Annotated in this window: 29 protein-coding genes, 4 tRNA genes, 4 pseudogenes and 1 other annotated feature; of the genes and pseudogenes, 21 read left to right on the top strand and 16 right to left on the bottom strand. The window is 50.5% G+C overall.

Features of this window, described 5'->3' with window-relative positions; genetic code table 11:
* The first annotated feature begins 135 nt into the window (after positions 1-135).
* The 9 genes from csrA to luxS all read left to right on the top strand — a co-directional run bounded on the left by csrA (position 136) and on the right by luxS (position 4,799).
* Positions 136-321: a carbon storage regulator CsrA gene (gene csrA / locus GE278_18000; protein QLK62536.1), complete on the top strand. Its 186-nt coding sequence runs from the start codon at positions 136-138 to the stop codon at positions 319-321.
* 326 nt (positions 322-647) lie between these two features.
* Positions 648-740 (top strand) — tRNA-Ser (locus GE278_17995).
* Between the two features lie 8 nt (positions 741-748).
* Positions 749-825 (top strand) — tRNA-Arg (locus tag GE278_17990).
* Positions 826-935: 110 nt separating this feature from the next.
* Positions 936-1,012: transfer RNA gene (locus GE278_17985), tRNA-Arg, on the top strand.
* A gap of 46 nt (positions 1,013-1,058) precedes the next feature.
* Positions 1,059-1,135 (top strand) — tRNA-Arg (locus tag GE278_17980).
* A gap of 342 nt (positions 1,136-1,477) precedes the next feature.
* Entirely contained in the window at positions 1,478-2,044 is a 567-nt protein-coding gene (gene yqaB / locus GE278_17975; GenBank protein ID QLK62535.1) for a fructose-1-phosphate/6-phosphogluconate phosphatase, read from the top strand.
* A complete protein-coding gene (locus tag GE278_17970) occupies positions 2,041-2,469 on the top strand; it encodes a DedA family protein (GenBank protein ID QLK62534.1) in 429 nt (142 codons plus the stop codon). Before yqaB ends, GE278_17970 begins: the two co-directional genes overlap by 4 nt.
* 85 nt (positions 2,470-2,554) lie before the next feature.
* Positions 2,555-4,126, top strand: coding sequence for a glutamate--cysteine ligase (gene gshA / locus GE278_17965; protein QLK62533.1), 1,572 nt, complete (start codon positions 2,555-2,557; stop codon positions 4,124-4,126).
* 157 nt (positions 4,127-4,283) lie between these two features.
* Positions 4,284-4,799: an S-ribosylhomocysteine lyase gene (gene luxS / locus GE278_17960; GenBank protein QLK62532.1), complete on the top strand. Its 516-nt coding sequence runs from the start codon at positions 4,284-4,286 to the stop codon at positions 4,797-4,799.
* A gap of 65 nt (positions 4,800-4,864) precedes the next feature.
* Here the strand turns inward: luxS and GE278_17955 are convergent, their stop codons facing one another.
* Positions 4,865-6,154 (bottom strand): DUF21 domain-containing protein, encoded by a 1,290-nt coding sequence (locus GE278_17955; GenBank protein ID QLK62531.1) that lies wholly within the window; start codon positions 6,152-6,154, stop codon positions 4,865-4,867.
* A gap of 13 nt (positions 6,155-6,167) precedes the next feature.
* A complete protein-coding gene (locus GE278_17950) occupies positions 6,168-6,962 on the bottom strand; it encodes an inner membrane protein YpjD (GenBank protein QLK62530.1) in 795 nt (264 codons plus the stop codon).
* 164 nt (positions 6,963-7,126) lie between these two features.
* Between GE278_17950 and GE278_17945 the strand changes: the two genes are divergently transcribed.
* The 5 genes from GE278_17945 to rplS all read left to right on the top strand — a co-directional run bounded on the left by GE278_17945 (position 7,127) and on the right by rplS (position 10,729).
* Entirely contained in the window at positions 7,127-8,488 is a 1,362-nt protein-coding gene (locus GE278_17945) for a signal recognition particle protein (protein ID QLK62529.1), read from the top strand.
* A 189-nt stretch (positions 8,489-8,677) separates the two neighbouring features.
* The gene (gene rpsP, locus GE278_17940; GenBank protein QLK63334.1) at positions 8,678-8,926 is read left to right on the top strand and encodes a 30S ribosomal protein S16; all 249 of its coding nucleotides are present in this window, start codon (positions 8,678-8,680) and stop codon (positions 8,924-8,926) included.
* A gap of 18 nt (positions 8,927-8,944) precedes the next feature.
* Positions 8,945-9,493, top strand: a complete 549-nt coding sequence (gene rimM / locus GE278_17935) for a ribosome maturation factor RimM (protein QLK62528.1) — start codon at positions 8,945-8,947, stop codon at positions 9,491-9,493.
* 67 nt (positions 9,494-9,560) lie between these two features.
* On the top strand, positions 9,561-10,304 hold the full coding sequence (gene trmD, locus GE278_17930) for a tRNA (guanosine(37)-N1)-methyltransferase TrmD (GenBank protein ID QLK62527.1): 744 nt from the start codon (positions 9,561-9,563) through the stop codon (positions 10,302-10,304).
* A 77-nt stretch (positions 10,305-10,381) separates the two neighbouring features.
* Complete coding sequence (rplS, locus tag GE278_17925) at positions 10,382-10,729, top strand: 50S ribosomal protein L19 (protein QLK62526.1); 348 nt, start codon at positions 10,382-10,384, stop codon at positions 10,727-10,729.
* A gap of 92 nt (positions 10,730-10,821) precedes the next feature.
* Here rplS and GE278_17920 read toward each other — a convergent pair whose 3' ends face one another.
* The 11 genes and pseudogenes from GE278_17920 to GE278_17870 form a co-directional block, all read right to left on the bottom strand.
* Positions 10,822-11,001: a late control protein B gene (locus tag GE278_17920; GenBank protein QLK62525.1), complete on the bottom strand. Its 180-nt coding sequence runs from the start codon at positions 10,999-11,001 to the stop codon at positions 10,822-10,824.
* A gap of 65 nt (positions 11,002-11,066) precedes the next feature.
* Positions 11,067-11,225, bottom strand: a pseudogene (locus GE278_17915) (phage tail protein).
* Positions 11,226-11,339: 114 nt separating this feature from the next.
* Positions 11,340-11,540 (bottom strand): hypothetical protein, encoded by a 201-nt coding sequence (locus GE278_17910; protein QLK62524.1) that lies wholly within the window; start codon positions 11,538-11,540, stop codon positions 11,340-11,342.
* On the bottom strand, positions 11,503-11,793 hold the full coding sequence (locus GE278_17905; GenBank protein ID QLK62523.1) for a hypothetical protein: 291 nt from the start codon (positions 11,791-11,793) through the stop codon (positions 11,503-11,505). Before GE278_17905 ends, GE278_17910 begins: the two co-directional genes overlap by 38 nt.
* A 128-nt stretch (positions 11,794-11,921) precedes the next feature.
* A pseudogene (locus GE278_17900) lies at positions 11,922-12,008 on the bottom strand (lysozyme).
* Entirely contained in the window at positions 11,992-12,210 is a 219-nt protein-coding gene (locus tag GE278_17895) for a hypothetical protein (protein QLK62522.1), read from the bottom strand. The pseudogene GE278_17900 and the gene GE278_17895 overlap by 17 nt, the downstream one beginning before the upstream one ends.
* A complete protein-coding gene (locus GE278_17890; GenBank protein ID QLK62521.1) occupies positions 12,201-12,404 on the bottom strand; it encodes a phage tail protein in 204 nt (67 codons plus the stop codon). The genes GE278_17895 and GE278_17890 overlap by 10 nt, the downstream gene beginning before the upstream one ends.
* 207 nt (positions 12,405-12,611) lie before the next feature.
* On the bottom strand, positions 12,612-12,806 hold the full coding sequence (locus GE278_17885; protein ID QLK62520.1) for a hypothetical protein: 195 nt from the start codon (positions 12,804-12,806) through the stop codon (positions 12,612-12,614).
* A 252-nt stretch (positions 12,807-13,058) separates the two neighbouring features.
* Positions 13,059-13,316, bottom strand: a pseudogene (locus tag GE278_17880) (hypothetical protein).
* Positions 13,317-13,623: 307 nt separating this feature from the next.
* On the bottom strand, positions 13,624-13,845 hold the full coding sequence (locus tag GE278_17875) for a conjugal transfer protein TraR (GenBank protein ID QLK62519.1): 222 nt from the start codon (positions 13,843-13,845) through the stop codon (positions 13,624-13,626).
* On the bottom strand, positions 13,829-14,119 hold the full coding sequence (locus tag GE278_17870) for a hypothetical protein (protein QLK62518.1): 291 nt from the start codon (positions 14,117-14,119) through the stop codon (positions 13,829-13,831). The genes GE278_17875 and GE278_17870 overlap by 17 nt, the downstream gene beginning before the upstream one ends.
* A 169-nt stretch (positions 14,120-14,288) precedes the next feature.
* Here GE278_17870 and GE278_17865 point away from each other — a divergent pair, with 169 nt between their 5' ends.
* From GE278_17865 to tyrA, 3 genes are all read left to right on the top strand, one after another.
* Positions 14,289-14,879: a CI repressor gene (locus GE278_17865; protein QLK62517.1), complete on the top strand. Its 591-nt coding sequence runs from the start codon at positions 14,289-14,291 to the stop codon at positions 14,877-14,879.
* 297 nt (positions 14,880-15,176) lie between these two features.
* Positions 15,177-16,253, top strand: coding sequence for a 3-deoxy-7-phosphoheptulonate synthase (locus GE278_17860; protein QLK62516.1), 1,077 nt, complete (start codon positions 15,177-15,179; stop codon positions 16,251-16,253).
* Positions 16,254-16,259: 6 nt separating this feature from the next.
* Positions 16,260-17,381: a bifunctional chorismate mutase/prephenate dehydrogenase gene (tyrA, locus tag GE278_17855; GenBank protein QLK62515.1), complete on the top strand. Its 1,122-nt coding sequence runs from the start codon at positions 16,260-16,262 to the stop codon at positions 17,379-17,381.
* Between the two features lie 63 nt (positions 17,382-17,444).
* Here tyrA and pheA read toward each other — a convergent pair whose 3' ends face one another.
* The 3 genes from pheA to bamD form a co-directional block, all read right to left on the bottom strand.
* On the bottom strand, positions 17,445-18,599 hold the full coding sequence (gene pheA / locus GE278_17850; GenBank protein QLK62514.1) for a bifunctional chorismate mutase/prephenate dehydratase: 1,155 nt from the start codon (positions 18,597-18,599) through the stop codon (positions 17,445-17,447).
* A gap of 54 nt (positions 18,600-18,653) precedes the next feature.
* Positions 18,654-18,778 (bottom strand) — a sequence feature (Phe leader region).
* 134 nt (positions 18,779-18,912) lie between these two features.
* Positions 18,913-19,257 (bottom strand): ribosome-associated translation inhibitor RaiA, encoded by a 345-nt coding sequence (gene raiA / locus GE278_17845; protein QLK62513.1) that lies wholly within the window; start codon positions 19,255-19,257, stop codon positions 18,913-18,915.
* Between the two features lie 323 nt (positions 19,258-19,580).
* Entirely contained in the window at positions 19,581-20,315 is a 735-nt protein-coding gene (gene bamD, locus GE278_17840; protein ID QLK62512.1) for an outer membrane protein assembly factor BamD, read from the bottom strand.
* Between the two features lie 25 nt (positions 20,316-20,340).
* Here bamD and GE278_17835 point away from each other — a divergent pair.
* From GE278_17835 to clpB, 4 genes and pseudogenes are all read left to right on the top strand, one after another.
* Positions 20,341-20,534: pseudogene (locus GE278_17835) on the top strand (hypothetical protein).
* Complete coding sequence (rluD, locus tag GE278_17830) at positions 20,446-21,423, top strand: 23S rRNA pseudouridine(1911/1915/1917) synthase RluD (protein ID QLK62511.1); 978 nt, start codon at positions 20,446-20,448, stop codon at positions 21,421-21,423. Before GE278_17835 ends, rluD begins: the two are co-directional and overlap by 89 nt.
* Positions 21,423-22,160 (top strand): polyphenol oxidase, encoded by a 738-nt coding sequence (pgeF, locus tag GE278_17825; GenBank protein QLK62510.1) that lies wholly within the window; start codon positions 21,423-21,425, stop codon positions 22,158-22,160. Before rluD ends, pgeF begins: the two co-directional genes overlap by 1 nt.
* Positions 22,161-22,290: 130 nt before the next feature.
* On the top strand, positions 22,291-24,864 hold the full coding sequence (gene clpB / locus GE278_17820) for an ATP-dependent chaperone ClpB (protein QLK62509.1): 2,574 nt from the start codon (positions 22,291-22,293) through the stop codon (positions 24,862-24,864).
* Positions 24,865-24,874 lie beyond the last annotated feature (10 nt).

Raw genomic sequence — 24,874 nt, 5'->3', positions numbered from 1 at the left:
AAAAGTACTCATGGCTGAAGTTGCAGGCCGCTTACATTTAATGTAGGGGTCATGGCTTACGTTTTACCCGCTTATGATCGATAATGGCCGGGAAACTGAGAGACCCGACTCTTTTAATTATTCAAGGAGCAAAGAATGCTGATTCTAACTCGCCGAGTTGGTGAAACCCTCATGATTGGCGATGAGGTTACTGTTACCGTATTAGGTGTTAAAGGTAATCAGGTACGTATTGGTGTAAACGCGCCAAAAGAGGTTTCCGTCCACCGTGAAGAGATCTATCAGCGTATTCAGGCTGAAAAATCTCAACAGACGAGTTACTGATTTACGAGGCGTCTCGCTGACGGCGAGGCGCTGAACCTCTTTTCTGCGCGTTACCGATTTTCCTGTCTGTAATTCTCTGTCTTTTTTCTGCTTTCTTCTGTTTTAAGCCCCTCGTTGTGATCCCCCTTTGCTCAAAAAAGAACGTGAGTTTTCTACGTTTTTCCCGCTTTATTGCCTTCAAACTGCGCAGGTTGCGCGTGAAATGTCCAATCGAGTGATTGTTAGGAAAAAAGGGTTTGACTTATAAGGGCCAGAAAGTAATATGTGCGCCACGCAGTGCCGATGAGCTTGAACAAAGTTAATCAGCACACTCGCAAGAGGCGTATGGTGAGGTGGCCGAGAGGCTGAAGGCGCTCCCCTGCTAAGGGAGTATGCGGTCAAAAGCTGCATCCGGGGTTCGAATCCCCGCCTCACCGCCATTTAAAATGCACCCATAGCTCAGCTGGATAGAGTACTCGGCTACGAACCGAGCGGTCGGAAGTTCGAATCTTCCTGGGTGCACCATACTTTCCAAAGCGTATGTTGATTTGCAATCAAATGAGCGTGATGGGCAAAGGTTAACGCCGATGTAGTACGGTAAAATGGTCAGGTAAATCTGCAGCAAGAATCAAAATGCACCCATAGCTCAGCTGGATAGAGTACTCGGCTACGAACCGAGCGGTCGGAAGTTCGAATCTTCCTGGGTGCACCATTCTTCCTCTTAGTATTTTCCGAAATAAAATCAGCAAGACCCCAATGCACCCATAGCTCAGCTGGATAGAGTACTCGGCTACGAACCGAGCGGTCGGAAGTTCGAATCTTCCTGGGTGCACCATTTTTCGCATATGTTGCAGCAACTACAGTCATATAAAAGTTTTGCGGCATGCAGGTACAACTAAGGAAGATAACGTTGCTTTAGCAACGGCCCGAAGGGCAAGGCTATGCCGAGTAATCTTCCTTGGTGCTCCATATTTTTAAGTATCGAAGTTATTCGGTATTAGAGAAACCCGCTTCGGCGGGTTTTTTGCTTTCTGCATTTCATCTGTGCGTTTCCCACTTCATTTTCCTGATTTTTCTAACGTGTTCGGATGTGCTCTGCGAACGGACAAAATGCGACTTTCGCCAGACTTTGCGATAAAGTAGTTTTCCAGTTTTTTTCGTGAGCATGGAGCATTCGATGTACGATCAATACGAAGGGCTAATATTTGATATGGATGGCACCATATTGGATACCGAGCCGACTCACCGTAAGGCATGGCATCAGGTATTAACCAAATACAGCATGCATTTTGATGTCGAATCCATGGTTGCTCTGAATGGTTCTCCGACCTGGCGCATTGCCAAGTTCGTGATTGACAGTAATAACATCGAAATGGATCCGCATATTCTTGCCGCTGAGAAAACCGCAGCGGTGCAGGAGATGTTATTGGACACGGTGCGACCGCTGCCGTTGATTGATGTCGTCAAGGCATATCACGGTCGCCGTCCGATGGCGGTAGGCACGGGCAGTGAACACTGGATGGCGGATGCTTTGCTGCGTCATTTAGGCTTGCGCGATTGTTTTGATGCGATCGTAGGCGCTAATGATGTGCAGAACCATAAACCCGCACCCGATACCTTTTTGCGTTGCGCTGAGCTCATCGGTGTACCTCCTGAAAAATGCGTCGTCTTTGAAGATGCAGATTTTGGTATTGAGGCGGCGAGACGCGCCAATATGGCTTTTGTGGACGTGCGTACGCTGTGAGTAGCGCCGTGGCGCTGGCTTCCTTATTTAGCAGCAGCTTTTTAAGTGCCACGTTGTTACCCGGCAACTCAGAAGTTTTATTAGTGGCTTTATTGTCAGCTGGCAGTGTAATGCCAGCGGCACTGGTTTTGTCCGCTTCTGTTGGCAATACCTTAGGTGGCATAACCAACGTCATCATCGGACGCTTCCTGCCGCAGCTAAAGCCTCAGCGTGGGTTACACGTTGCAGAAGGCTGGCTGAAGCGCTTCGGACCGGCCGCTTTATTGTTGAGCTGGCTACCGGTGATTGGCGATGTGTTATGCGTTTTAGCAGGTTGGCTGCGAATGCCTTGGGGTCCTGTAATCTTTTTCATGTTTATTGGAAAAGCAGTGCGTTACGTTCTTCTGACTGTGGTAACGCTACAGGGGCTTTCATGGTTCGGTTAGATTGGCATCAGTCATCAATTATGGTCACATCTATGCAGACTCACTATGCTTGCAAATCAATGATTTCACAGAGCGGGAGGTCAATTTGATCCCGGATGTATCACAGGCGCTTTCCTGGCTGGAAGCCCATCCTCAGGCACTTAAAGGTATTCGTCGCGGTATCGAGCGTGAAACGCTGCGTGTTAATCCCGATGGTTCATTGGCGACAACGGGACATCCGGAATCCCTGGGTGCAGCGTTGACGCATCGCTGGATTACCACCGATTTTGCTGAGGCTTTATTAGAATTTATTACGCCTGTCGATGACAATATCGAACACCTGATGGCGTTTTTGCGTGACATCCATCGTCACGTGGCGCGCGAGCTTGGTGAAGAGCGTATGTGGCCGTTCAGCATGCCGTGCTTTATCGAATCCGGACAGGATATCGAGTTGGCGCAGTACGGTTCGTCGAACGTCGGGCGTATGAAAACGCTGTATCGCGAAGGCCTGAAGAACCGTTACGGCGCGCTGATGCAGGTTATTTCCGGCATCCATTACAATTTCTCACTGCCATTGTCATTCTGGCAGGAGCGTCTGGGCGTTACAGATGCGGAAAGCGGCAAAGAAGCGATTTCAGCGGGGTACTTCAAACTTATCCGCAACTATTACCGTTTCGGCTGGGTAATCCCTTATCTGTTTGGTGCGTCGCCTGCGATCTGTTCGTCATTCCTGAAAGGACGTAAAACGGATCTGCCTTTCGAATATACTGAAGGCGGGATGTGCTATCTCCCGTATGCAACGTCGCTGCGTCTGAGTGATTTAGGCTACACCAATAAATCGCAGAGCAATCTGGACATTACCTTTAACGATCTTGAAACTTACGTGAAAGGCGTTAAAAGGGCCATTCGTACGCCATCGGCAGAATATGCAGAGATGGGAGTGAAGAAAGATGGCAAATATCTGCAACTGAACACAAATGTGTTACAGATAGAGAACGAGCTTTATGCGCCCATCCGACCTAAGCGCGTGACGAAATCAGGTGAAACGCCTTCTGAGGCGCTGCTGCGTGGTGGCATTGAATACATTGAGGTGCGATCGCTGGACGTCAATCCATTCTCCCCTGTGGGAGTTGATGCGACGCAGGCGCGTTTCCTCGATCTGTTTTTGGTATGGTGTGCCTTAGCTGACGCGCCGGAGATGAACAGCGATGAGCTACGTTGTACCCGTCAGAACTGGAACCGCGTGATCCTCGAAGGGCGTAAGCCGGGTCAGACGATCGGCATCGGTTGTTATGACGAACGCAAACCGTTGGATCAGGTAGGCAAAGATTTGTTCGCTGATTTGAACCGTGTTGCGCAGGTGATGGACAGTCAGAATGGTGATCACCTGTATCAGGACGTGTGCAAGGAACTTGTCGCGGCGTTTGATGATCCGGAACTGACTTACTCCGCGCGCATCCTGAAAGCACTGAAACAGCAGGGCGTGGGTAATTTAGGACTGGAACTGGCCGAGAAATATCGTCAGCTGCTGGCCAGCGAACCGCTGGAAGTATTGGATGAAAGTGCATTGCTGGCAGAACAAGATGGTTCATGGCAGCGTCAGCGCGACATGGAAGCCGGTGACACGCTAAGCTTAGAAGACTATCTGGCTGCTCACGCAGGCGGTACCGAAGAGTAGAAAAGAAAAAGGCCACAATTAATGTGGCCAAATAAACATCTCTGTTTACAGGGATGATGATAACAAATGCGCGTCTTTCACTAATTAAGACCCGCATGCTGGGAAAAGGTTTCCTGAGTTCGTAAAAAAATTTAATTTATTTAGGAGAGGTGACGATATGCCACTGTTGGATAGCTTTACCGTAGACCATACCCGTATGGCAGCACCTGCTGTTCGCGTCGCAAAAACCATGAAAACCCCACATGGGGACACCATCACTGTGTTCGATCTGCGCTTCTGCCGCCCGAATATTGAAGTGATGCCAGAGCGTGGGATTCATACGCTGGAGCACCTGTTCGCAGGCTTTATGCGTAATCACCTGAACGGAAACGGCGTCGAGATCATCGATATTTCTCCGATGGGTTGCCGTACCGGGTTCTATATGAGCCTGATCGGCGTGCCGGAAGAGCAGTTGGTTGCGGATTCCTGGAAAGCGGCGATGGCCGATGTTCTGAAAGTGAAAGAACAGCGTCAGATCCCTGAGCTTAATGAATATCAGTGCGGTACATTCGAGATGCATTCTCTGAAAGAAGCGCAGGAAATCGCGCAGCACATTCTCGATCACGATGTTGTCGTGAACCGTAACGACGATCTGGCTCTGCCAAAAGAAAAACTGTCTGAACTGCACATCTAGTTCATCGGGCAGAACCAAAAAAAGACGCGAATTTCGCGTCTTTTTTATGTCTGTAACTCAGGCCGTTAGCGCTGATTTACGGTGCTTTGTAAGGGTTGCAGAGGGCGTACCTGAACCTGTTTGATCATGTTCTCCTGCACATCCAGAATTTCGACTTCATAATTCTTAACCCGCAAGTTTGTGCCGATGGTGGGGATCTCTTCCAACACTTCCAGTAGCATGCCATTCATGGTCCTGGGCCCGTCAGCAGGCAGATTCCAGTTAAAGGCTTTATTCAACTCACGAACGTTTGCACTGCCTTCAATTACGACGGAACCATCGCTTTGCGGCGTCACCTCTTCAGCCAGCGTCGGTGACATCGACGTGGTAAAATCACCCACAATCTCCTCGAGAATATCCTCGACGGTCACCAGCCCCTGAATATCACCGTATTCGTCGACCACAATCCCAACTTTTTTCTTATTGCGCTGGAACTTCACCAGCTGAATATTTAGCGGCGTACCTTCCGGAATGTAGTAAATCTCATCGGCAGCGCGCAGCAGGTTTTCTTTGGTAAACTCTTTCTTCTCGGTCATCAGACGATACGCTTCACGCAGGCGGAGCATGCCGATGGCGTCATCGAGTGAGTCACGGTAAAGCACAATACGACCATGCGGTGAATGCGTTAGCTGGCGGATTATCGATTTCCAGTCGTCGTTGATATCGATACCGACGATTTCATTGCGTGGCACCATGATGTCATCGACCGTCACTTTCTCCAGATCAAGCACTGAAAGCAGCATGTCCTGGTTCCGGCGTGAAATTTGCGAGCGCGATTCGTTCACGATGGTCCGCAACTCTTCCTTGCTCATTGCATCGCTGAGGCTGGTGGTAGTTTTGATACCGCACATTCTCATCAGCAGACGCGAGAGACTGTTAAGGATCCATACTAAGGGCATCATGATGGTTTGCAGCGGACGCAACAAAATACTGCTCGGGAAAGCGATACGTTCTGGATTCAATGCCGCGAAAGTTTTCGGCAGCACTTCGGCAAACAGAAGAACTACGAAAGTCAGCACGCCGGTGGCAATCGCCACACCTGCATCGCCGTACAGGCGAATACCCACAATTGTTGCCAGAGCGGAAGCAAGGATGTTGACCAAATTGTTGCCGATAAGTACCAGGCTAATCAGCTGGTCAGGGCGTTTTAACAGCTTTTCGACGCGACGTGCGCCGCGGTTACCCTGTTTGGCCAGGTGACGTAACCGGTAACGGTTGAGTGTCATCATACCGGTTTCGGAGGCTGAGAAATAAGCCGAAACCACCACCATGATGATCAATATGATGATCAGGGTTGTTGTCGAGACGTGCTCCAACGGGAATTCCTTATTATTGATGAACCATGATTTGCTGGATCAGGCGACTGCCAAAATAGGCGAGAGTCAGGAGAATGGCGCCAGCCATGCTGAACCATACCACGCGGCGGCCACGCCAGCCTTCGTGATAATGGCCCCACAGCAGGACGATATATACGAACCATGCGAGTATCGATAAGACGGCTTTGTCGATATTCTCCGGGCTGAACAGATTATTCAGATACAGCAAACCGGTGCACAGCGTCAGCGTCAATAAGATGACACCAATCTGGGTGATATGAAAAAGTTTGCGCTCAATGCTCATCAGTGGCGGCATATCGGCGGTAAACGTGAGGCGTTTGTTTTTGAGCTGATAATCGAGCCACGCGAGCTGCAGTGCGTAGAGTGCGGCGATCATCAGTGTCGCATAAGAGAACAGCGCCAGGCCGATGTGAACCAGCAAGCCTTTACTTTCCTCGAGATGCGTAATGAACTCGCCTGGCAGAAAGGTCACAAAGGCCAAATTGATCAGCGAAAAACTATAGACGATCGGCAGAACAAACCAGCCACGATTACGCGAGGCCACAATGGTCATTACCGTGCCAATGATTAAACTCACGACTGAGCCGATATTTACCAGACTCAGGTTCTGGCCGGTGCTGACGTCGAAGATGCGCTGCTGCAATGCAACGGCGTGACACACCAGCGCCACGACCACGGAAATCAATGCCAGTCGCCGATATGCGCTGTTCTTCCGAATGATGCTCGGAATGATCAGTGCAAGGCTGAACAAATAGGCCAACATGGCGACGAGAGCAAAAACTGACATAGCGTTTCAGTAGCATCGGAAAGTGAATGAGAACCGCAGTATAACGTTACCCGCGTCACGCTCCAACCTATCTGAGACGTCAAAGCAGAGATCGTCAACGCTTCGTGTTATAATCCCGCAATTACGTCGCAAAAGCGGCCTGTCATTACGTTGAGCAAGAGACGATGTTTGAGAATTTAAGCGATCGATTGTCGCGCACACTGCGCAATATCAGCGGCCGCGGGCGGCTGACCGAAGAAAATATCAAAGAGACGTTACGTGAAGTTCGTATGGCGTTACTGGAAGCGGACGTTGCGCTGCCGGTCGTCCGTGACTTCATTAACCGGGTGAAAGAGAGCGCCGTTGGCGTTGAGGTCAATAAGAGCCTTACACCGGGTCAGGAATTCGTCAAAATTGTCCAGAAAGAACTGGAAAACGCGATGGGCGAGGCGAACACCGAGCTCAATTTAGCGGCACAGCCACCGGCCGTCGTGCTGATGGCGGGTTTACAAGGTGCGGGTAAAACCACCAGCGTCGGTAAACTGGCTAAATTCCTGAAAGAAAAGAAAAAGAAAAAAGTTCTGGTGGTGTCTGCCGACGTTTATCGCCCTGCGGCGATCAAACAGCTGGAGACGCTGGCGCAGCAAGTTGAAGTAGATTTCTTCCCGTCTGATGCACAGGAAAAACCGGTCGATATCGTTCGCCGCGCCCTTCAGCAAGCCAAACTGAAATTTTATGACGTTCTGATCGTCGATACCGCCGGTCGTTTACACGTCGACGAAGCGATGATGGACGAGATCAAACAGGTTCACGCCGCGATTAACCCGGTAGAAACACTGTTTGTTGTCGATGCCATGACCGGCCAGGATGCCGCCAATACGGCGAAAGCGTTTAACGAAGCGCTGCCGCTGACGGGGGTTATCCTGACGAAAGTCGATGGTGACGCCCGTGGTGGTGCCGCACTCTCGATTCGCCATATCACTGGCAAACCGATCAAATTCCTCGGGATGGGTGAAAAAACCGATGCGCTGGAGCCGTTCCACCCGGATCGTATCGCTTCGCGTATTTTGGGCATGGGCGACGTTCTCTCTCTCATCGAAGATATTGAGAGTAAAGTCGACCGCGCGCAGGCCGAGAAACTGGCCAGCAAGCTCAAAAAAGGCGACGGCTTTGACCTGACCGACTTCCTCGATCAGCTCAAGCAAATGCGCAACATGGGCGGTATGGCAAACATGATGAGCAAATTGCCGGGCGTCGGGCAACTGCCGGACAACGTCAAATCTCAGATGGACGATAAAGTGCTGGTGCGTATGGAAGCGATCATCAATTCGATGACGACGAAAGAGCGCGCGAAACCAGAAATTATTAAAGGGTCCCGTAAGCGTCGTATCGCTATGGGTTCCGGCATGCAGGTGCAGGATGTTAACCGCTTACTTAAGCAGTTCGACGATATGCAGCGCATGATGAAGAAAATGAAGAATGGCGGCATGGCGAAAATGATGCGTGGCATGAAAGGTATGATGCCACCGGGTTTCCCAGGCCGCTAATCGACAATACTGGCTGATTATCAGCCACATAAATGGCCCCAAGCGTACTCAGGCAAATAGCGACGGAGGCAATCTACGCTTTCGATTGCTTTTTGCGCCAAAATGAGTAAAATTTTGGGGCTTTTTATATTGCAACCAGACCCCGTTCCCCGATGGGGTCTGGTTGTTTTATTAACTAAAGAGGATGTTATGGTAACAATTCGTTTAGCACGTGGCGGCGCAAAAAAGCGTCCGTTTTATCAAGTAGTAGTGACCGACAGCCGCAACGCTCGTGATGGTCGTTTCATCGAACGCGTAGGTTTCTTCAACCCATTGGCTTCTGGCCAGGCTGAAGCACTGCGTCTGGACCTGGATCGTATTACCCATTGGGTAGATCTGGGTGCAACCGTTTCTGATCGCGTTTCTTCGCTGATCAAAGACGCTAAGAAAGCAGCTTAATCTGTCGCGGTGGTGGCAATGAGCAAGCAATCCAATCCAGTGGTACCCGCTGAGCCGTTAGTACTCGGCAAAATGGGTTCAACATACGGCATTCGCGGTTGGCTCAGAGTGTTTTCATCCACCGAAGACGCTGAAAGCATCTTCGAATACCAGCCCTGGTTTATCCAGCGTGCCGGTAAGTGGCAGGTTATCGAGCTGGAAGGCTGGAAACGCCACACTCAGGATCTGATTATCAAAGTCAAAGGCGTTGATGATCGGGATGCAGCGAATCTGCTGACCAATTGTGAAATTGTCGTCGATTCAAAGCAGCTACCAACACTGGAAGACGGTGACTATTACTGGAAAGACCTTTTTGGTTGCCAGGTAGTGACAACTTCCGGTTACGAGCTGGGCAAAATCATCGATATGATGGAAACCGGTTCTAACGATGTGATGGTAGTCAAAGCCAACCTGAAAGATGCCTTCGGACTCAAGGAGCGGTTGATTCCGTTCCTCGATGGGCAGGTTATCAAGAAAGTCGATCTCGCTACTCGCACTGTCGAAGTAGATTGGGATCCTGGTTTTTGACCTCCGTAACGTTTACTGATGTAAACAACGGCGGGTTGAGCGGCAAAGCATTGGTAAGGGGTAGGCTATGTGGATCGGTATAATTAGCCTGTTTCCTGAGATGTTCCGCGCAATCACCGATTACGGGGTAACTGGCCGGGCAGTTAAGAATGGCCTGTTGAGCGTAAATTGCTGGAGTCCTCGCGACTTCGCATACGATCGACATCGTACCGTGGACGAGCGCCCTTACGGCGGTGGTCCCGGCATGCTGATGATGGTGCAACCTTTACGGGAAGCGATTCATGCAGCAAAAGCAGCGGCAGGCGAAGGTGTGAAAGTGATTTATCTTTCACCTCAGGGGCGCAAACTGGATCAAACCGGTGTTTGCGAACTGGCTGCCCATCAGAAAATTATTCTGGTGTGTGGCCGTTATGAAGGGATTGATGAGCGCGTAATCAAAACCGAAATTGATGAAGAATGGTCAATTGGTGATTATGTTCTCAGCGGTGGTGAGTTGCCGGCAATGACCTTGATTGATTCAGTTTCCCGCTTTATACCGGGGGTTCTGGGTCGTCAGGCTTCAGCAGAAGAAGATTCTTTCGCTGACGGATTGCTCGATTGCCCCCACTATACCCGTCCTGAAGTGTTGGAAGGCATGGAAGTACCGCCAGTTTTACTGTCGGGAAACCATGCTGATATACGTCGCTGGCGTCTGAAACAGTCGCTGGGTCGAACCTGGCTTAGAAGACCTGAACTTCTGGAAAACCTAGCTCTGACTGACGAGCAAGAGGTGTTACTGAGAGAGTTCCAAAAGGAACATCGACTCAGTTAACAAAACTATGAGGGACCGCTTGAGCACTTTGCTAAGCCTTCCCGATATATCAGTTTACCTAGGGTAAGAGACATATTATGAGCAATATCATTAAACAGATCGAACAAGAGCAGATGAAGCAAGACGTACCTGCATTCCGTCCGGGTGATTCCGTGGAAGTTAAGGTATGGGTCGTTGAAGGTTCTAAAAAGCGTCTGCAGGCATTCGAGGGCGTGGTTATCGCTATTCGTAACCGCGGTCTGCACTCTGCATTCACTGTTCGCAAAATTTCTAACGGCGAAGGTGTTGAGCGTGTATTCCAGACTCACTCCCCAGTAATCGACAGCATTGCTGTTAAACGTCGTGGTGCCGTTCGTAAAGCTAAACTGTACTACCTGCGTGAGCGTACTGGTAAGTCTGCTCGTATCAAAGAGCGTCTTAACTAAGGTATCGCTAACGCGACATCGACTAGTTAATAGAGAACAAGGGGTTAGCCAATGGCTAACCCCTTTTTTGTTTTTGAATGACCACAAAATGACTATGCGGCTGATTTTTCGCTACCGGGTTTTGAAATCACACGGGCGACGGATTCATGCGTGGCGAAGGTACAGCTGCACTCGATGTTCTGGCACTGATGATACCGTTCCTTTGTTGACTCACTCAGATAACGGCTTGAACGTGTATGGGCGACCTTTCCACAAAGCGGGCAATGCATCATAAAAACCTCCGGCATGACAGATAAGCGGTGAGGTCATTATGAAACCTATAACTCGCAAAAGCAAGTTATAGTTGTGATATTGATGAATGATACGTGATATCAACAATATAAATCTTCAAATTCAACTTTGTCGTAAATCCCTTTTCATTTAGGTTATGTTCAACCGAGACGATGAACCATCGCTGATCGTTGATCACATCTTTGAAACCCTGCACAATTACGGGTGGTATAAATTTTTAAAGGCAGTGCGTTCTCAGAAGACTCAGCACCTGCCGACCTCGTTGCTGCTGGATATTGCTTTTGCGAGGTGGAGTTTGCCGACGGTATTCTTTTCAGGGCTACACTGTTCGTGGCCGCCGAGTTGCATCATCGTCCGTGACGGTCAGCGTCAGCGGATAGCGATATTCGAGGGACAAAGAAGCCACCGCAGTGGCCACCACGTATCCCTGCCCGGTGATAAGTGCCAGTTTTTCAGGGGCAGATTGAAACAGAGGGATCTGCTCAGTCAGCCGTTGTTGCAGTTGAGTCGGTTTTTGCATGTTGTGCCTCCTGACACGTTTTGATGGCTTCTACCTGCAGTTCGCAGTTAAGCAGTGCAGATTCGAGTTGGAGAATATCGGCGCTCAGATCTCCGTTAGTTGCCGGTTGCGCGGACGGTACCGGGCACGGGCTGACTGCCGGACAGCCAAAGTAAATAATCGAGAGTGGTGTTGAAGGCGGGACGCTGGCGCAGCCGGCTAACGTCAGCAGGCAGAGCAGTGTCAGCCCACTGACGTGATTGTGGATCGTCATGAAGTTCTCCCTGCCGTTGATGTTCGCGGGCTTGCATCGCCCGTTGAGCGGTGCTCAGATTTTCACGTAACACCAGCTCTGCCCGTTCCCGCTGGCGCATCTGCTGGTTGAGTGTGGCGATCAGCGTTTGAAACCTGTAATGACAAATAACCTGGCAGCGCGGCCATCAGCCCCAGGACCACGGCGGCACTGCACCGCTTAAGAGTTGAGGTTTTCGGTGTCTTTGTTCAGGCCGTTACGCGCCAGCAGCTGGTAGCTTTTACGCCGGTAGTACCAGTTAATTAAAAAAGTGCCGATGCCGACGGCCGAGCCGACCAGAAAGGAAATGTCCTGCGACGTCATACCCGCCAGCCAGGTCAGTGACGTGGCGATGAAGTACGCGCAGGCTGAGCTGATGCGTTCTGTATTTAGTCCCATAATTTTAAGGTTTCCTGAACCGGATGTTCGGCGATATCGGGCATTTCAACCGCAGTGCCGTGGGGAAGCAGTGGGCCAAAATCCGCAATGCCTTTGTTGGCCGCGAAGACTTTTTCGACCACGACTGCGGTTCGGCCGTAATAGCGCCAGCAAAGGGAATCGAGGGTGTCGCCTTGTTGTGCATAAAATTTCATTGGGGTTCTCCGCAAATGAATGAAATCGTCACGAGGTGATTTCAGTCTGCGCAAGAGGGAGGAAAGCGGCAATCAGGGAGGGTTGTGAAACTATTGGCACAACAGGAAAGGGGAAAACAGGGGAAATGGCGGGGCGCTTAGTCCGGCCTTAGCTGGGAAGAGTAAGCGCCGGGTACGTTGACTAACACCGCCGGTCATATCTGGCGATCAGTGGGCGTCGTCAGGGCTGCCGTTGTAATAGAGCGCATCATGATGTTCCTCGGTCAGCGCCTGGCTGGCCAGCTCTGAAATCAGAGACATTACGACAAGAAATTCTTGTGGATTACATTGCGCCGTCTGCGAAATGTCCGCGATCAGCTGTATCCTGGACAACGTTAGCTGTTGTTTAGTCAGGTTTTCCATTTTCTCCCCTCGCCAGATACTGTGTTTATATACAGTATTCTTTAATTGATCTAATACGTCAACACTCCGGGCATTTTAAAATTCATAATTCATTGAATTGATAGATTAATTTTTATTAGTCTGGTTTTTGAATGATTCCCATGTCCCGACGACGGATTGGGTTTCGACAGTTATTGCCAGAACTCCAAGGCGGGTAAAAGGCAGCGTTTTTCAGCGATTTTTCCTGAGGCGGCAGCCGGTGACGGACGATGCACCGAGATGCGGAGCATATATCCCGACGTCCTTTTGCCGGGGCTCATTGTAGGCATTGACCTCTTCACTCAACTGACGTGCGACCCGAACCGTTTGCTCTTTGCGCCTGACATGAATGCAGCCCTGCGCCTGTATGTATCCGGCTGCACCTCTGCGGTTGAGTGGCTTGCAATTGAAGCGTGACTCAGCGGCGCCGGGTTCGTTCGCATCTTCTTCCAGCGCGTATTTGCGCATAATGTCGATGACTTTCTCTTGTTGCGGCGGCGCGCGCAGGCAGCGCGGACGGCGGGCGATTATGGAAAGCGCAGACTTCTGGCGCTGACAGAAATCGCGGGTCAGTGGCTTTTCACGACGATTTTCTATCACCGGTAGCGGAGCATTCCACCACCAGCCTCTGCAAAAGGTTTGCCGGTTGTGCGTTGAAAAGCTGGCGGTGGAGAAGGGGCTATCCTTCCTCTGATATTATCTGGCATGGGTATGATCCATAATTTAAACAATAGAATGCCGTTCCCGGAATAAATGAATTCAGGAGGTGACGCTATTCTATAAAGGGGAAGTGAGTGAATTAAATTGACCGATAATTCCTGCTTTTTATTTCATTAATTTCCTGACATTCAATACATCGCTTAACACCTGGAATAATCTTCCGCCTTGGTTCAGGAATTGCCATTTCGCAGTCTTCACAAAAGTATGCTGATGCACTGCGCGGGGCGTGGGTCGCCCTGGTAATCTGTTCTTCCAGCATCCTTAGCTGGTATTCTTGTGACTCATCAATCCAGTCTGCCATCGGTAAAGTTTCCTTGTAGTGATGATGAAAAATGGCGCAGCGATAATAACGCCTGAATGATTTTTAATTGTTCATCAGACGTCAGCTTAGAATAAGTCAGATAAATATGACGGCGTTTCAGACCGGCGTGAAAACATAATGTGGTTTTCCATTTATCCGGAGCATGATTATAAATGTCCTCAACCTTATTTCTCTTTTCAGAGAAGTAGATTTCTTTCAGATGTGCGATATGGCGTAAACCCACCTGACGCTGCTGCTTTGTTCCTAAAAACATCGCATCTCCTCATTTCCTGACCTCAGGTTCTTCATGAGATTTTTTACTGATCCTCCCCCTGCGCCGTAAATTTGGTATCATGACGAGGTACGGTACATTACATAAACAATCCAAACTTGCATTTGCGAGTTGTCGAATTGGTATTTACAAGCTCAGGGGTTTTCGCCAGATGCAATTAGATGAACTAGAAGGAGGAAAGGCCGTTCTGACGCGCATGCTTCAGGCGTACGGCTTCAGCATGCAGAAGGAACTGGGTGATCTGTATGGTTTGTCTTCTGGAACGATAAGTACTTGGGTAAGAAGGGATTACTTTCCCGGTGATGTGGTCGTCGCCTGTGCGCTGGATACGGGTGTTTCACTGCGATGGCTGGCAACCGGCAAAGGTTCGATGCAGGATACGGCCTCTTCGGTTGCTCCGGCGTCTGATGGGATCCGTCAGCTTAAAAAGTTGAGATTACGTGGCGGAACGTTAGAAGATGAGGGCGCCTGGGTGGTGGATCCTTCCCTGTTAGACGGATCGCTAGCTGAACCGGCCTATGTAGTGAAAGGTAACCATTCATGGATTATCGATTTGGGCAGTACCTATCCGGGAAATGGCCGCTGGTTGCTGGATATCGACGGCGATGTCGACGTTTATGATGTGGCGCGCATTCCCGGTAACCGTCTGAAAGTGACGCGACGGGACAGTCATTTCGAATGCAGTGTGGATGACGTCTCTGCGCTCGGTCAGGTCTTTATGACACTGGATCGCAACCTGTAATTTTTTCCCTCAGCAGCTTCACGTCGCTGAGGGATGTCTCTTCATTCTCTTTAATATCCTTCTTTCTCTCTTCATTTTCATTTCCTCCCGCGAAGACACCTGCTCTGTAACCCTGGCGGTACACTCTGCTCATCCTCAGGGAACTTAATGTAAACTTAAATTTCCACTTACCCGTGAGTTAAGGTGAATTGGTAATGTTAAGTTTACAAGTAAGGCTTGATAACTTTACGCGCTGTGGTAATGTTGTCCGCAGATGCCCCCGTGGCTGCCCATTTTCCTGAAAAGCGAATCACTATCATGCAAAAAGACGCCCTCAATAATGTCCACATCAGTGCCGAACAAATTCTTATCACGCCGGAAGAGCTTAAAAATCGTTTTCCGCTGAGCGTGAGTGATGAAACCAGCATTGCCGAAGCACGTAAAACCATCGCCGATATCGTGCATGGCCGTGATCCGCGTCTGCTGGTGGTGTGCGGTCCTTGTTCAATCCACGATCTGGATGCGGCGCTGGAATACGCGCGTCATCTGAAAACGCTGGCTGCTGAACTGAGCGATCGTTTGTACATTGTGATGCGCGTTTACTTCGAAAAACCACGTACCACCGTGGGCTGGAAAGGGCTGATTAACGATCCACACATGGACGGCACATTTGATGTGGAAGCCGGTTTGCACATTGCACGTAACCTGCTGCTGCAACTGGTCGGCATGGGTCTGCCGCTGGCTACTGAAGCACTGGATCCGAATAGCCCGCAATACTTAGGCGATCTGTTCAGCTGGTCAGCCATTGGTGCGCGCACTACTGAATCACAGACTCACCGCGAAATGGCGTCCGGCTTATCCATGCCGGTCGGTTTCAAAAATGGCACCGATGGCAGTCTGGGTACAGCGATCAACGCCATGCGTGCTGCGGAGATGGCGCACCGGTTTGTTGGGATCAACCAGGCTGGGCAGGTTTGTCTGTTGCAGACTCAGGGCAACCCGGATGGTCACGTGATTCTGCGCGGCGGCAAGACGCCAAACTACAGCGCACAAGACGTTCAGCTGTGCGAAAAACAGATGAGCGATGCGGGACTCCATCCTTCCTTGATGATAGATTGCAGTCACGGCAACTCAAACAAAGACTACCGTCGCCAGACCATTGTGGCCCAGTCGGTGATTGACCAGATTAAAGCCGGGAACCGCTCCATCACGGGCCTGATGCTGGAAAGTCATCTGCACGAAGGTAGCCAGTCTTCTGAGCAACCGCGTTCAGAAATGAAATACGGTGTGTCGGTAACCGACGCCTGCATTAACTGGGAAACCACGGAAACCCTGCTGCGTACCATGCATCAGGAGCTGGGCGACGCGCTGTCGGCAAGAATCGCAGGAGAGTAAGTTTTTATGGTGGCAGAACTTAACGCGTTGCGCGATCAGATCGACGACGTAGATAAAGCGTTGTTGGATCTCTTATCACGGCGTCTGGCGCTGGTGGCAGAAGTCGGGGAAGTCAAAAGCCGTTATGGTTTGCCGATTTATGTGCCTGAACGTGAAGCGGCGATGCTGGCTTCACGTCGTCAGGAAGCGCAGAACCTCGGTGTCCCGCCGGATTTGATAGAAGACGTATTGCGCCGAGTGATGCGTGAGTCCTACTCAAGCGAAAATGACAAAGGCTTTAAAACATTGCATCCTGCGTTGCGTCCGGTGGTGATCATCGGCGGTCGCGGCCAGATGGGGCGCTTGTTTACCCGTTTGCTGGAACTCTCAGGCTATCAGGTCAACGTCCTGGAACAGGAAGACTGGCCGCAGGCTGAAACTTTACTGGCCAACGCCGGTATGGTGATTGTCAGTGTACCTATCCACCTGACAGAAGAAGTGATTGCAAGACTGCCGAAATTGCCAGACGACTGTATTCTGGTGGATCTGGCGTCAGTGAAGAATCGTCCACTTCAGGCGATGCTCGCGGTGCATGAAGGGCCAGTTCTGGGTCTGCATCCGATGTTCGGCCCTGATGTCAGCAGCCTGGCAAAACAGGTCGTGGTGTATTGCGACGGTCGCGAACCGCAGGCATACCAGTGGTTACTGGAACAGCTGCAGGTCTGGGGGGCGCGGTTGCATAAAATCAGCGCCGTTGAGCACGATCAAAATATGGCGTTTATTCAGGCACTGCGCCACTTTGCAACTTTTGCTTACGGCCTGCATCTGTGTGAAGAAAACGTTCAGATTGAGCAGCTTCTGGCACTGTCGTCACCGATTTATCGTCTGGAGCTGGCGATGGTCGGACGGTTGTTTGCACAAGACCCGCAACTTTACGCAGACATTATTATGTCTTCGGAAAGCAATCTGGCGCTGATCAAACGTTATTACCAGCGTTTTGGTGATGCTCTGACGCTGCTGGAGAAGGGCGACAAACAGGCATTTATCGATAAATTCAGGAAAGTGGAAAACTGGTTTGGCGATTATGCGCCACGCTTCCTGAAGGAAAGTGGTGCGTTGCTCAGACAGGCGAACGACAATCGTAAGTAAGTCGTTCATACATTAAAGAATAGAAGGGCGTTGCACCGTGCAGCGCCCTTTTTGTTTGGAAAATTACAAATCGACGGAAACGACGTTTTCGCTTGGATAACAGCCCAGAACTTTTAGCGAGCGGGTGATCGGAGCCAGATCCTTCAGCGCCTTTTTCATCTCTTCCGAACGCAGGTTGGCCTGCACATCGATATAAAACATTTCTTCCCACGGATTGCCGTTGATCGGGCGAGATTCCAGCTTGGTCATGATGATGCCTTGTTCACGCAATACCAGCAGCGCATTCACCAGCGCACCGGCCTGTTGTCCGGTCGCCATGATTAAGGTGGTTTTGGCCGGTACCTGATCCGTAACGTCAATCGCCTTACGTGCCAGTACGATGAATCGGGTGATGTTTTCCTGCTGATTGGCCAGATTGTGTTCCAGCACCTGCAAGTGATAGAGCGCACCGCCGGCCTCACTGCCGAGGGCGGCAACGTGCGGGGAATTGGCGGCTGCTACTTTTTCCATCGCGGCAGCGGTACTTTCGCAGTATTCAATTTTCCAGTGCGGGAAACGATTGATGAACTGACTGCATTGCTGGAACGGTTGCGGATGGCTGTACACTGTCTGGATTTGCGAGAGGTCGGTGTCAGTTCCCACCAGCACGCAGTGATTGATTGGGTTCGTCAGCTCGCCGACGATAGACAGGCTGGTGTGTTGCAGCAAATCGTATACGTCATTGATCGAACCGGAACTGGTATTTTCAATCGGCAGAACGGCGTAATCAGCTTGTCCTGTTTCTACCTGAGAGAAAATGTCCTGAAATTTCTGGCAACCACATTCGATGAATTGTTCGAAATGGCGCGCGGCGAACTGGCGTGCGGCAAGATGGGAGTAGGAGCCTTTAGGACCGAGGAAGGCAATGCGGGCAGAGTCAGAATTGGTTTTGTTGAGATGTTGCTGCAGCAGTGCCTGCTGCGTTAAGACGGAATCTTCAATGATCAGCTGATAAACGCGGGTAATGTAATGTCCGTCCAGCCCCTGCTTTTTCCCTTCGACTATCAGCGAGTTAATCAGTTCTTTTTCACGTTCTTTATCGCGGATTGGCCGGTGAGTGTGCATCTTGGATTGCGCGACTTCTGTTGCCAGCGTGCGGCGCTCTGCCAGTAATGCCAGCAGTTTCAGATCCAGCGCACTGATTCGTTCGCGCAGCGCCAGCAATGAGTTCTCGGTCATGTTAGTACCCTTTTTGATGTTCTTTCTTTCAGTAAAATCGTGTGAAACACAGGCATAAAAAAAGCCCCCTTTTCAGGAGGCTTTGTTGTTCGTCTTCGCATTCATTCTTTCGCGACGAAACGCCTCCCAATCAGGGGAAGGTAAAAAAGAATGCGAAGAAAAACAGACGGGTAATCATAGAGTCGTGATGTCCTTAAACGTGAACGGAGTCTTAAAGTAACCGCAGGGTTTTCCCTGTGTCAATAAGATTTGCTTTGGGCACAAAAAACGCGCTCACTGGAGCGCGTTATTAACGGTCATTTCGACAACCCGGTTATTCCTCTTCTTCCTCCACCGGTTCCAGGTTCAGTTCCTTAACGCCGGACTCTGCACGGCGGGCTTCACCTTTGTGTTGCGCTTTATTGAGCTGACGTTCAAGTTTCGCGGTCATCTCGTTAATAGCGGCATACATATCATCATGGGTGGCACTGGCAATCAGCTGTCCGTTTGGCGTGCTGATCGTCGCATCGGCGACAAATCCCTGTGGTTCTTTCGACAGAACAATGTGCGGGTTAATTAACTGAGTTTGCCATTTTTCCAGTTTTTTCAGACGGCCTTCGATGTGGTCACGAATGGCGGCAGTGATGTCCATTTGCTTGCTGGTAATGTTGACTGTCATATAATTTACCTCTCTTCTTTCCGTCTCCGATGAATCCAACATACCAGCCTTTTTTATGAATTGCGTCCCCTGAATCGCGGTTTTTTGTCACTTTTTGTCAACTCAGACGATTCTGTGACATAGGGTAATTTATGGTGGTAAATGCCTTGAGACTTGCTACGGGATGACGCATGATTGCAAAGATCAATGTATGACTTCCTTCCTTGCATTAGTCATTTTTTGCTTATTTTTTAATCCCTTCTGTAACTCACTTCATCAATCCCAAAAAAAGAACAAAAAAAACGGCAGCCTGAGCTACCGTTTTTGTGTTCGGACATTTGAAATTATGCAGCGCTATTGGCGGCAATAATTTTCGCGACTTTATCAGCCTGGTTGTTTAGCTGCAGTTCGCGATAGGCACTTTCCATCAACGGCAGCGCCTCGTGTGTTGCGTGCGCATCCGGATAATCTTTCAGCATTTGCTCTACACGGTTAACGACAGCGACGTAAGCACCACGTTTAGTGTAGTATTGCACCACGGATAGCTCGTATTTCGCCAGACGCTCTTTCAGGAATACCAAACGCTTAGTCGCATCAGTCGCGTACTGGCTGTTTGGATATGCGTGGATCAGCTGGCTGAAATCACGGAAGGCTGCACGTGCATGCTGCGGATCGCGGTCAGAACGATCAACACCGAAGAATCCTTGCAATGCACTGTCATCCAGCGCCATATCCGTTAAACCACGCATATACATGACGTAGTCGATATTTGGATGGGTAGGATTGAGACGCATAAAGCGATCAATTGAGGCCTGAGCCATTGGCAAGTCAGCAGACTTGTAATAGGCATAAATCAGATCTAACTGAACTTGCTGCGAGTAAGGCCCAAATGGATAGCGGTTATCCAACGCTTCTAATTGCGCAATCGCGCCTTTAAAGTTACCGTCCTGCAACTTTTGCTGGGCAGTGGCATAAAGGACGTTAGGCGGGTTATCGGGAACCGTTTCTTTGGAACTGGAGCAACCGACCAGCGCCAGGCTCAACGTGGCTGCTGCCACCAGATATTTCACACGCGTCATGACGTTTTGATTATCCTCAGGTGTTATTCTGGGAGACTGTCCGTTAAGCTCCCGACAAAGACCAGCTACAATAGCACATTATTTTAAACGGCATCGCCGTGAAAACCCAACGTTAACCAAGAAGCTGCATATGGCACAACAAGTACAACTCACCGCAACGGTGGCCGAATCTCAACTCGGTCAACGGTTAGATCAGGCTTTGGCCGAATTGTTCCCTGATTATTCCAGATCTCGCATAAAAGATTGGATCCTTGAAGACCGGGTCACGGTCAACGGCAAAAAAGTGACCAAACCAAAAGAAAAAGTGTTGGGTGGCGAGGCTATCGCAATCGACGCGCAAATTGAAGAAGAAGCGCGTTGGCTGCCACAAGATATCCCTCTAGATATCGTCTATGAAGATAGCGATATTTTAGTCATCAATAAACCCCGCGATCTGGTTGTTCACCCAGGCGCAGGAAATCCGGACGGTACGGTACTGAATGCGTTACTGCATTATTACCCTGAAATCATGGACGTCCCGCGCTGTGGCATCGTTCACCGTCTCGATAAAGATACTACCGGTCTCATGGTTGTCGCGAAATCAGTTCCTGCGCAAACGCATTTGGTTATGGCACTTCAGGCTCGCGAAATTACCCGAGAATACGAAGCTGTAGCGATTGGTACAATGACGGCAGGCGGCACGGTGAATGAGCCGATTGCGCGTCATTCCACCAAACGTACGCATATGGCGGTTCACCCGATGGGTAAACCGGCGACTACGCATTACCGCATCATGGAGCATTTCCGTGCTCATACGCGTCTGCGTCTGCGTCTTGAGTCGGGGCGTACCCACCAGATCCGTGTGCATATGGCTCACGTTAACCATCCGTTGTTAGGCGATCAACTTTATGGAGGTCGTCCACGTTTGCCGAAAGGGGCTTCCGAAGCGTTTATCAATACGCTGCGCAGCTTTGATCGTCAGGCGCTGCACGCGACGATGCTCCGTCTTTATCACCCGGTGACCGGGATTCAGATGGAATGGCATGCACCGCTTCCTCAGGATATGGTTGACCTGATTACAGCGCTGAAAGCAGATACCGAAGAATTCAAGGATCAGATGAACTGGTAATGAGTGCGCTTATTAGGCCTCAGTGGCCGCAACCGGCTTCGGTACGGTCATGTGCAACTACTCGTGAAGGAGGCATCAGTTTGCCTCCTTTCGATTCTTTTAATCTCGGCAGCCATGTCGGTGATAATCCGCAACACGTTATTGCAAACCGCCTGCGACTGATCGCGCTCGGCGATTTACCCGCTGCGCCGCACTGGCTTGAACAGGTTCACGGCACAAATGTTGTTCGCCTCACGTTAAACGCTCCTCTTATATCTACGCTTATTGCTGATGCCGCTTATACCTGCGAGCCAGGGGTCGTTTGCGCAGCGATGACGGCTGATTGCCTTCCGGTTCTGTTTTGCAGCCTGGCAGGGGATGAAGTGGCCGCCGCGCATGCGGGCTGGCGCGGATTGTGTGCGGGCGTACTGGAAAATACCGTGGCGTGCTTTAGTGCAGATCCCAAAAATGTGATCGCGTGGCTTGGACCTGCGATTGGACCTGCGCATTTTGAAGTGGGGGCTGAGGTTCGTGAAGCCTTTATGGCCGTGGATCCTGAATCCTCTCGTGCTTTTGTTCCGGCTGGCGCGAAATTCATGGCCGATATCTATCAACTTGCACGGTTGCGATTGCAATCTGTGGGCGTCAGCGCCATCTATGGCGGTGAATATTGCACCGTGTCTGACAAGAGCAAATTTTACTCTTATCGACGCGACGGGATCACGGGACGCCTGGCAAGTTTAATTTGGCTGGGATAACCTGTCTAATCAAGACGATCCATCGCGCAACGCTGTAGTCCTCTTAATATACTGACAAGATAACCTTGAAAACGTGAGGGTTGACCTCATCTAATCTCCAGTAGCAATTTTGTTCAGTATTGGAGGTGTTATGCGTCTGGATCGTCTTACAAGTAAATTCCAGCTTGCCCTCGCGGATGCTCAGTCTCTCGCGCTTGGGCGCGACAATCAATTTATCGAACCTGTCCACCTGATGAGCGCTTTGCTCACTCAGGAAGGCGGAACCGTGCGTCCTTTATTAACAGCAGCCGGGGTTGATACCCAGAAGCTGCGCACGGACATTGATCAGGCTTTGGGGCGTTTGCCGCAAGTTGAAGGAACCGGCGGAGATGTTCAACCATCCCATGAGCTGGTTCGTGTTTTAAATCTATGTGACAAACTGGCACAGCAACGTGCCGATACCTTTATTTCGTCGGAACTCTTTGTTCTGGCAGTGATGAAAGACCGCGGTTCATTAACGGATGTGTTAAAGGCCAGCGGCGCAACGGCCGAGAAGATTACTGCGGCTATCGATCAAATGCGTGGAGGTGAGAAAGTGGATGACCAGAATGCCGAAGACCAACGTCAGGCATTGAAAAAATTCACTATCGATCTGACCGAACGTGCCGAGCAGGGCAAACTGGATCCGGTCATCGGTCGTGATGAAGAAATTCGCCGGACAATTCAGGTGCTGCAACGCCGTACCAAAAATAACCCGGTGCTGATTGGTGAACCGGGTGTCGGTAAAACGGCGATCGCCGAAGGTCTGGCGCAGCGCATCATTAATGGTGAAGTGCCTGAAGGGCTGAAAAATAAACGCGTACTCTCATTAGACATGGGCGCGCTGGTTGCCGGTGCGAAATATCGCGGTGAATTCGAAGAACGTCTGAAAGGCCTGTTGAGCGATCTGGCAAAACAGGAAGGTAACGTCATTCTGTTCATCGACGAATTGCACACGATGGTAGGCGCAGGTAAGGCCGACGGTGCGATGGATGCCGGTAACATGCTCAAACCTGCGCTGGCTCGCGGTGAACTTCACTGCGTCGGTGCGACAACCTTAAATGAATATCGTCAGTATATAGAGAAAGACGCAGCGTTAGAGCGTCGTTTCCAGAAAGTGTTTGTCGCAGAGCCGTCAGTCGAAGACACCATCGCTATTCTGCGTGGGCTGAAAGAGCGTTACGAACTGCATCACCATGTACAGATTACTGACCCGGCAATTGTCGCGGCGGCGACCTTATCGCACCGTTATATTTCCGATCGTCAGTTACCGGATAAAGCGATCGACCTTATCGATGAGGCCGCGTCTAGTATCCGTATGCAGATGGACTCTAAGCCTGAATCGCTCGATCGCCTTGAGCGCCGCATCATTCAGCTCAAGCTGGAACAACAGGCACTAAAAAAAGAGTCTGATGACGCCAGCGTGAAACGTCTGGAAATGCTGGAAACGGAGCTCAACCAGAAAGAGCGTGAATACTCTGAACTGGAAGAAGAGTGGAAAGCAGAGAAAGCGTCACTGACTGGCACGCAGAATATTAAAGCGGAACTGGAGCAGGCGAAGATTACGCTCGAGCAGGCCCGTCGCGTAGGTGACCTGGGACGAATGTCGGAATTGCAGTACGGGAAAATTCCTGAACTGGAAAAACAACTGGCCGCGGCGACTCAGGCTGAAGGCAAGACCATGAAACTGCTGCGCAATCGCGTAACAGATGTGGAAATTGCCGATGTGCTGGCGCGCTGGACGGGGATCCCGGTATCGCGCATGCTGGAAAGCGAACGCGAAAAACTGCTGCGTATGGAAGAGGAACTGCATAGCCGGGTCATCGGCCAGAACGAAGCGGTAGAAGCGGTATCGAATGCGATTCGTCGTAGTCGTGCAGGATTATCAGATCCGAACCGCCCGATCGGCTCATTCCTGTTCCTCGGCCCGACAGGTGTGGGGAAAACGGAGCTGTGTAAAGCGCTGGCGACATTCCTGTTCAACAGTGACGACGCGATGGTGCGTATCGATATGTCAGAGTTTATGGAGAAGCATTCCGTTTCTCGTCTGGTCGGTGCGCCTCCGGGTTATGTTGGATATGAAGAAGGTGGTTACCTGACTGAAGCAGTGCGTCGCCGTCCTTATTCAGTCATCTTATTAGATGAAGTGGAAAAGGCGCATCCGGATGTCTTCAACATCTTATTACAGGTGCTGGACGACGGGCGCTTAACGGATGGTCAGGGGAGAACGGTCGACTTCCGTAACACGGTGGTAATTATGACCTCTAACCTGGGCTCTGACATTATCCAGCAGCACTTTGGTGAAGCGACCTATGCGCAGATGAAAGAGTCGGTAATGGAAGTAGTGACTCATAGCTTCCGTCCGGAATTCATCAACCGTATAGATGAAGTAGTCGTGTTCCATCCGCTGGCTCACGCGCATATCAAGCATATCGCGCAGATCCAGTTGCAGCGTTTATACAAACGTTTGGAAGAACATGGCTATACTGCAACGCTGACCGATGCGGCGCTGGAGCTGCTGGGCAATACAGGATTCGACCCGGTATATGGTGCGCGTCCATTGAAACGTGCCATCCAGCAGCAAATTGAGAACCCGCTGGCCCAGCAAATTTTGTCGGGTAAGTTGATTCCAGGTAAGCCAATTACGGTTGATGTGGAACATGATCACATTGTCGCAAGGCAGTAATCGTATGGTT

This window comes from Enterobacteriaceae bacterium Kacie_13, from assembly GCA_013457415.1.
GTDB lineage: Bacteria > Pseudomonadota > Gammaproteobacteria > Enterobacterales > Enterobacteriaceae > Rahnella.
This window is presented reverse-complemented; position numbering and strand designations above follow the sequence as displayed.

Coding starts and splice junctions, on each gene's coding strand:
- GE278_17860 (QLK62516.1), top strand. CDS start 15,177: ATGCAAAAAGACGCCCTCAATAATGTCCACATCAGTGCCGAACAAATT.
- bamD (QLK62512.1), bottom strand. CDS start 20,315: ATGACGCGTGTGAAATATCTGGTGGCAGCAGCCACGTTGAGCCTGGCG.
- trmD (QLK62527.1), top strand. CDS start 9,561: ATGTGGATCGGTATAATTAGCCTGTTTCCTGAGATGTTCCGCGCAATC.
- GE278_17905 (QLK62523.1), bottom strand. CDS start 11,793: ATGACGATCCACAATCACGTCAGTGGGCTGACACTGCTCTGCCTGCTG.
- raiA (QLK62513.1), bottom strand. CDS start 19,257: ATGACAGTCAACATTACCAGCAAGCAAATGGACATCACTGCCGCCATT.
- rpsP (QLK63334.1), top strand. CDS start 8,678: ATGGTAACAATTCGTTTAGCACGTGGCGGCGCAAAAAAGCGTCCGTTT.
- tyrA (QLK62515.1), top strand. CDS start 16,260: ATGGTGGCAGAACTTAACGCGTTGCGCGATCAGATCGACGACGTAGAT.
- GE278_17910 (QLK62524.1), bottom strand. CDS start 11,540: ATGCAAAAACCGACTCAACTGCAACAACGGCTGACTGAGCAGATCCCT.
- GE278_17890 (QLK62521.1), bottom strand. CDS start 12,404: ATGAAATTTTATGCACAACAAGGCGACACCCTCGATTCCCTTTGCTGG.
- GE278_17895 (QLK62522.1), bottom strand. CDS start 12,210: ATGGGACTAAATACAGAACGCATCAGCTCAGCCTGCGCGTACTTCATC.
- rimM (QLK62528.1), top strand. CDS start 8,945: ATGAGCAAGCAATCCAATCCAGTGGTACCCGCTGAGCCGTTAGTACTC.
- csrA (QLK62536.1), top strand. CDS start 136: ATGCTGATTCTAACTCGCCGAGTTGGTGAAACCCTCATGATTGGCGAT.
- GE278_17865 (QLK62517.1), top strand. CDS start 14,289: ATGCAATTAGATGAACTAGAAGGAGGAAAGGCCGTTCTGACGCGCATG.
- clpB (QLK62509.1), top strand. CDS start 22,291: ATGCGTCTGGATCGTCTTACAAGTAAATTCCAGCTTGCCCTCGCGGAT.
- GE278_17920 (QLK62525.1), bottom strand. CDS start 11,001: ATGATGCATTGCCCGCTTTGTGGAAAGGTCGCCCATACACGTTCAAGC.
- GE278_17950 (QLK62530.1), bottom strand. CDS start 6,962: ATGTCAGTTTTTGCTCTCGTCGCCATGTTGGCCTATTTGTTCAGCCTT.
- GE278_17870 (QLK62518.1), bottom strand. CDS start 14,119: ATGTTTTTAGGAACAAAGCAGCAGCGTCAGGTGGGTTTACGCCATATC.
- GE278_17885 (QLK62520.1), bottom strand. CDS start 12,806: ATGGAAAACCTGACTAAACAACAGCTAACGTTGTCCAGGATACAGCTG.
- GE278_17875 (QLK62519.1), bottom strand. CDS start 13,845: ATGGCAGACTGGATTGATGAGTCACAAGAATACCAGCTAAGGATGCTG.
- luxS (QLK62532.1), top strand. CDS start 4,284: ATGCCACTGTTGGATAGCTTTACCGTAGACCATACCCGTATGGCAGCA.
- pheA (QLK62514.1), bottom strand. CDS start 18,599: ATGACCGAGAACTCATTGCTGGCGCTGCGCGAACGAATCAGTGCGCTG.
- rluD (QLK62511.1), top strand. CDS start 20,446: ATGGCACAACAAGTACAACTCACCGCAACGGTGGCCGAATCTCAACTC.
- rplS (QLK62526.1), top strand. CDS start 10,382: ATGAGCAATATCATTAAACAGATCGAACAAGAGCAGATGAAGCAAGAC.
- pgeF (QLK62510.1), top strand. CDS start 21,423: ATGAGTGCGCTTATTAGGCCTCAGTGGCCGCAACCGGCTTCGGTACGG.
- GE278_17945 (QLK62529.1), top strand. CDS start 7,127: ATGTTTGAGAATTTAAGCGATCGATTGTCGCGCACACTGCGCAATATC.
- yqaB (QLK62535.1), top strand. CDS start 1,478: ATGTACGATCAATACGAAGGGCTAATATTTGATATGGATGGCACCATA.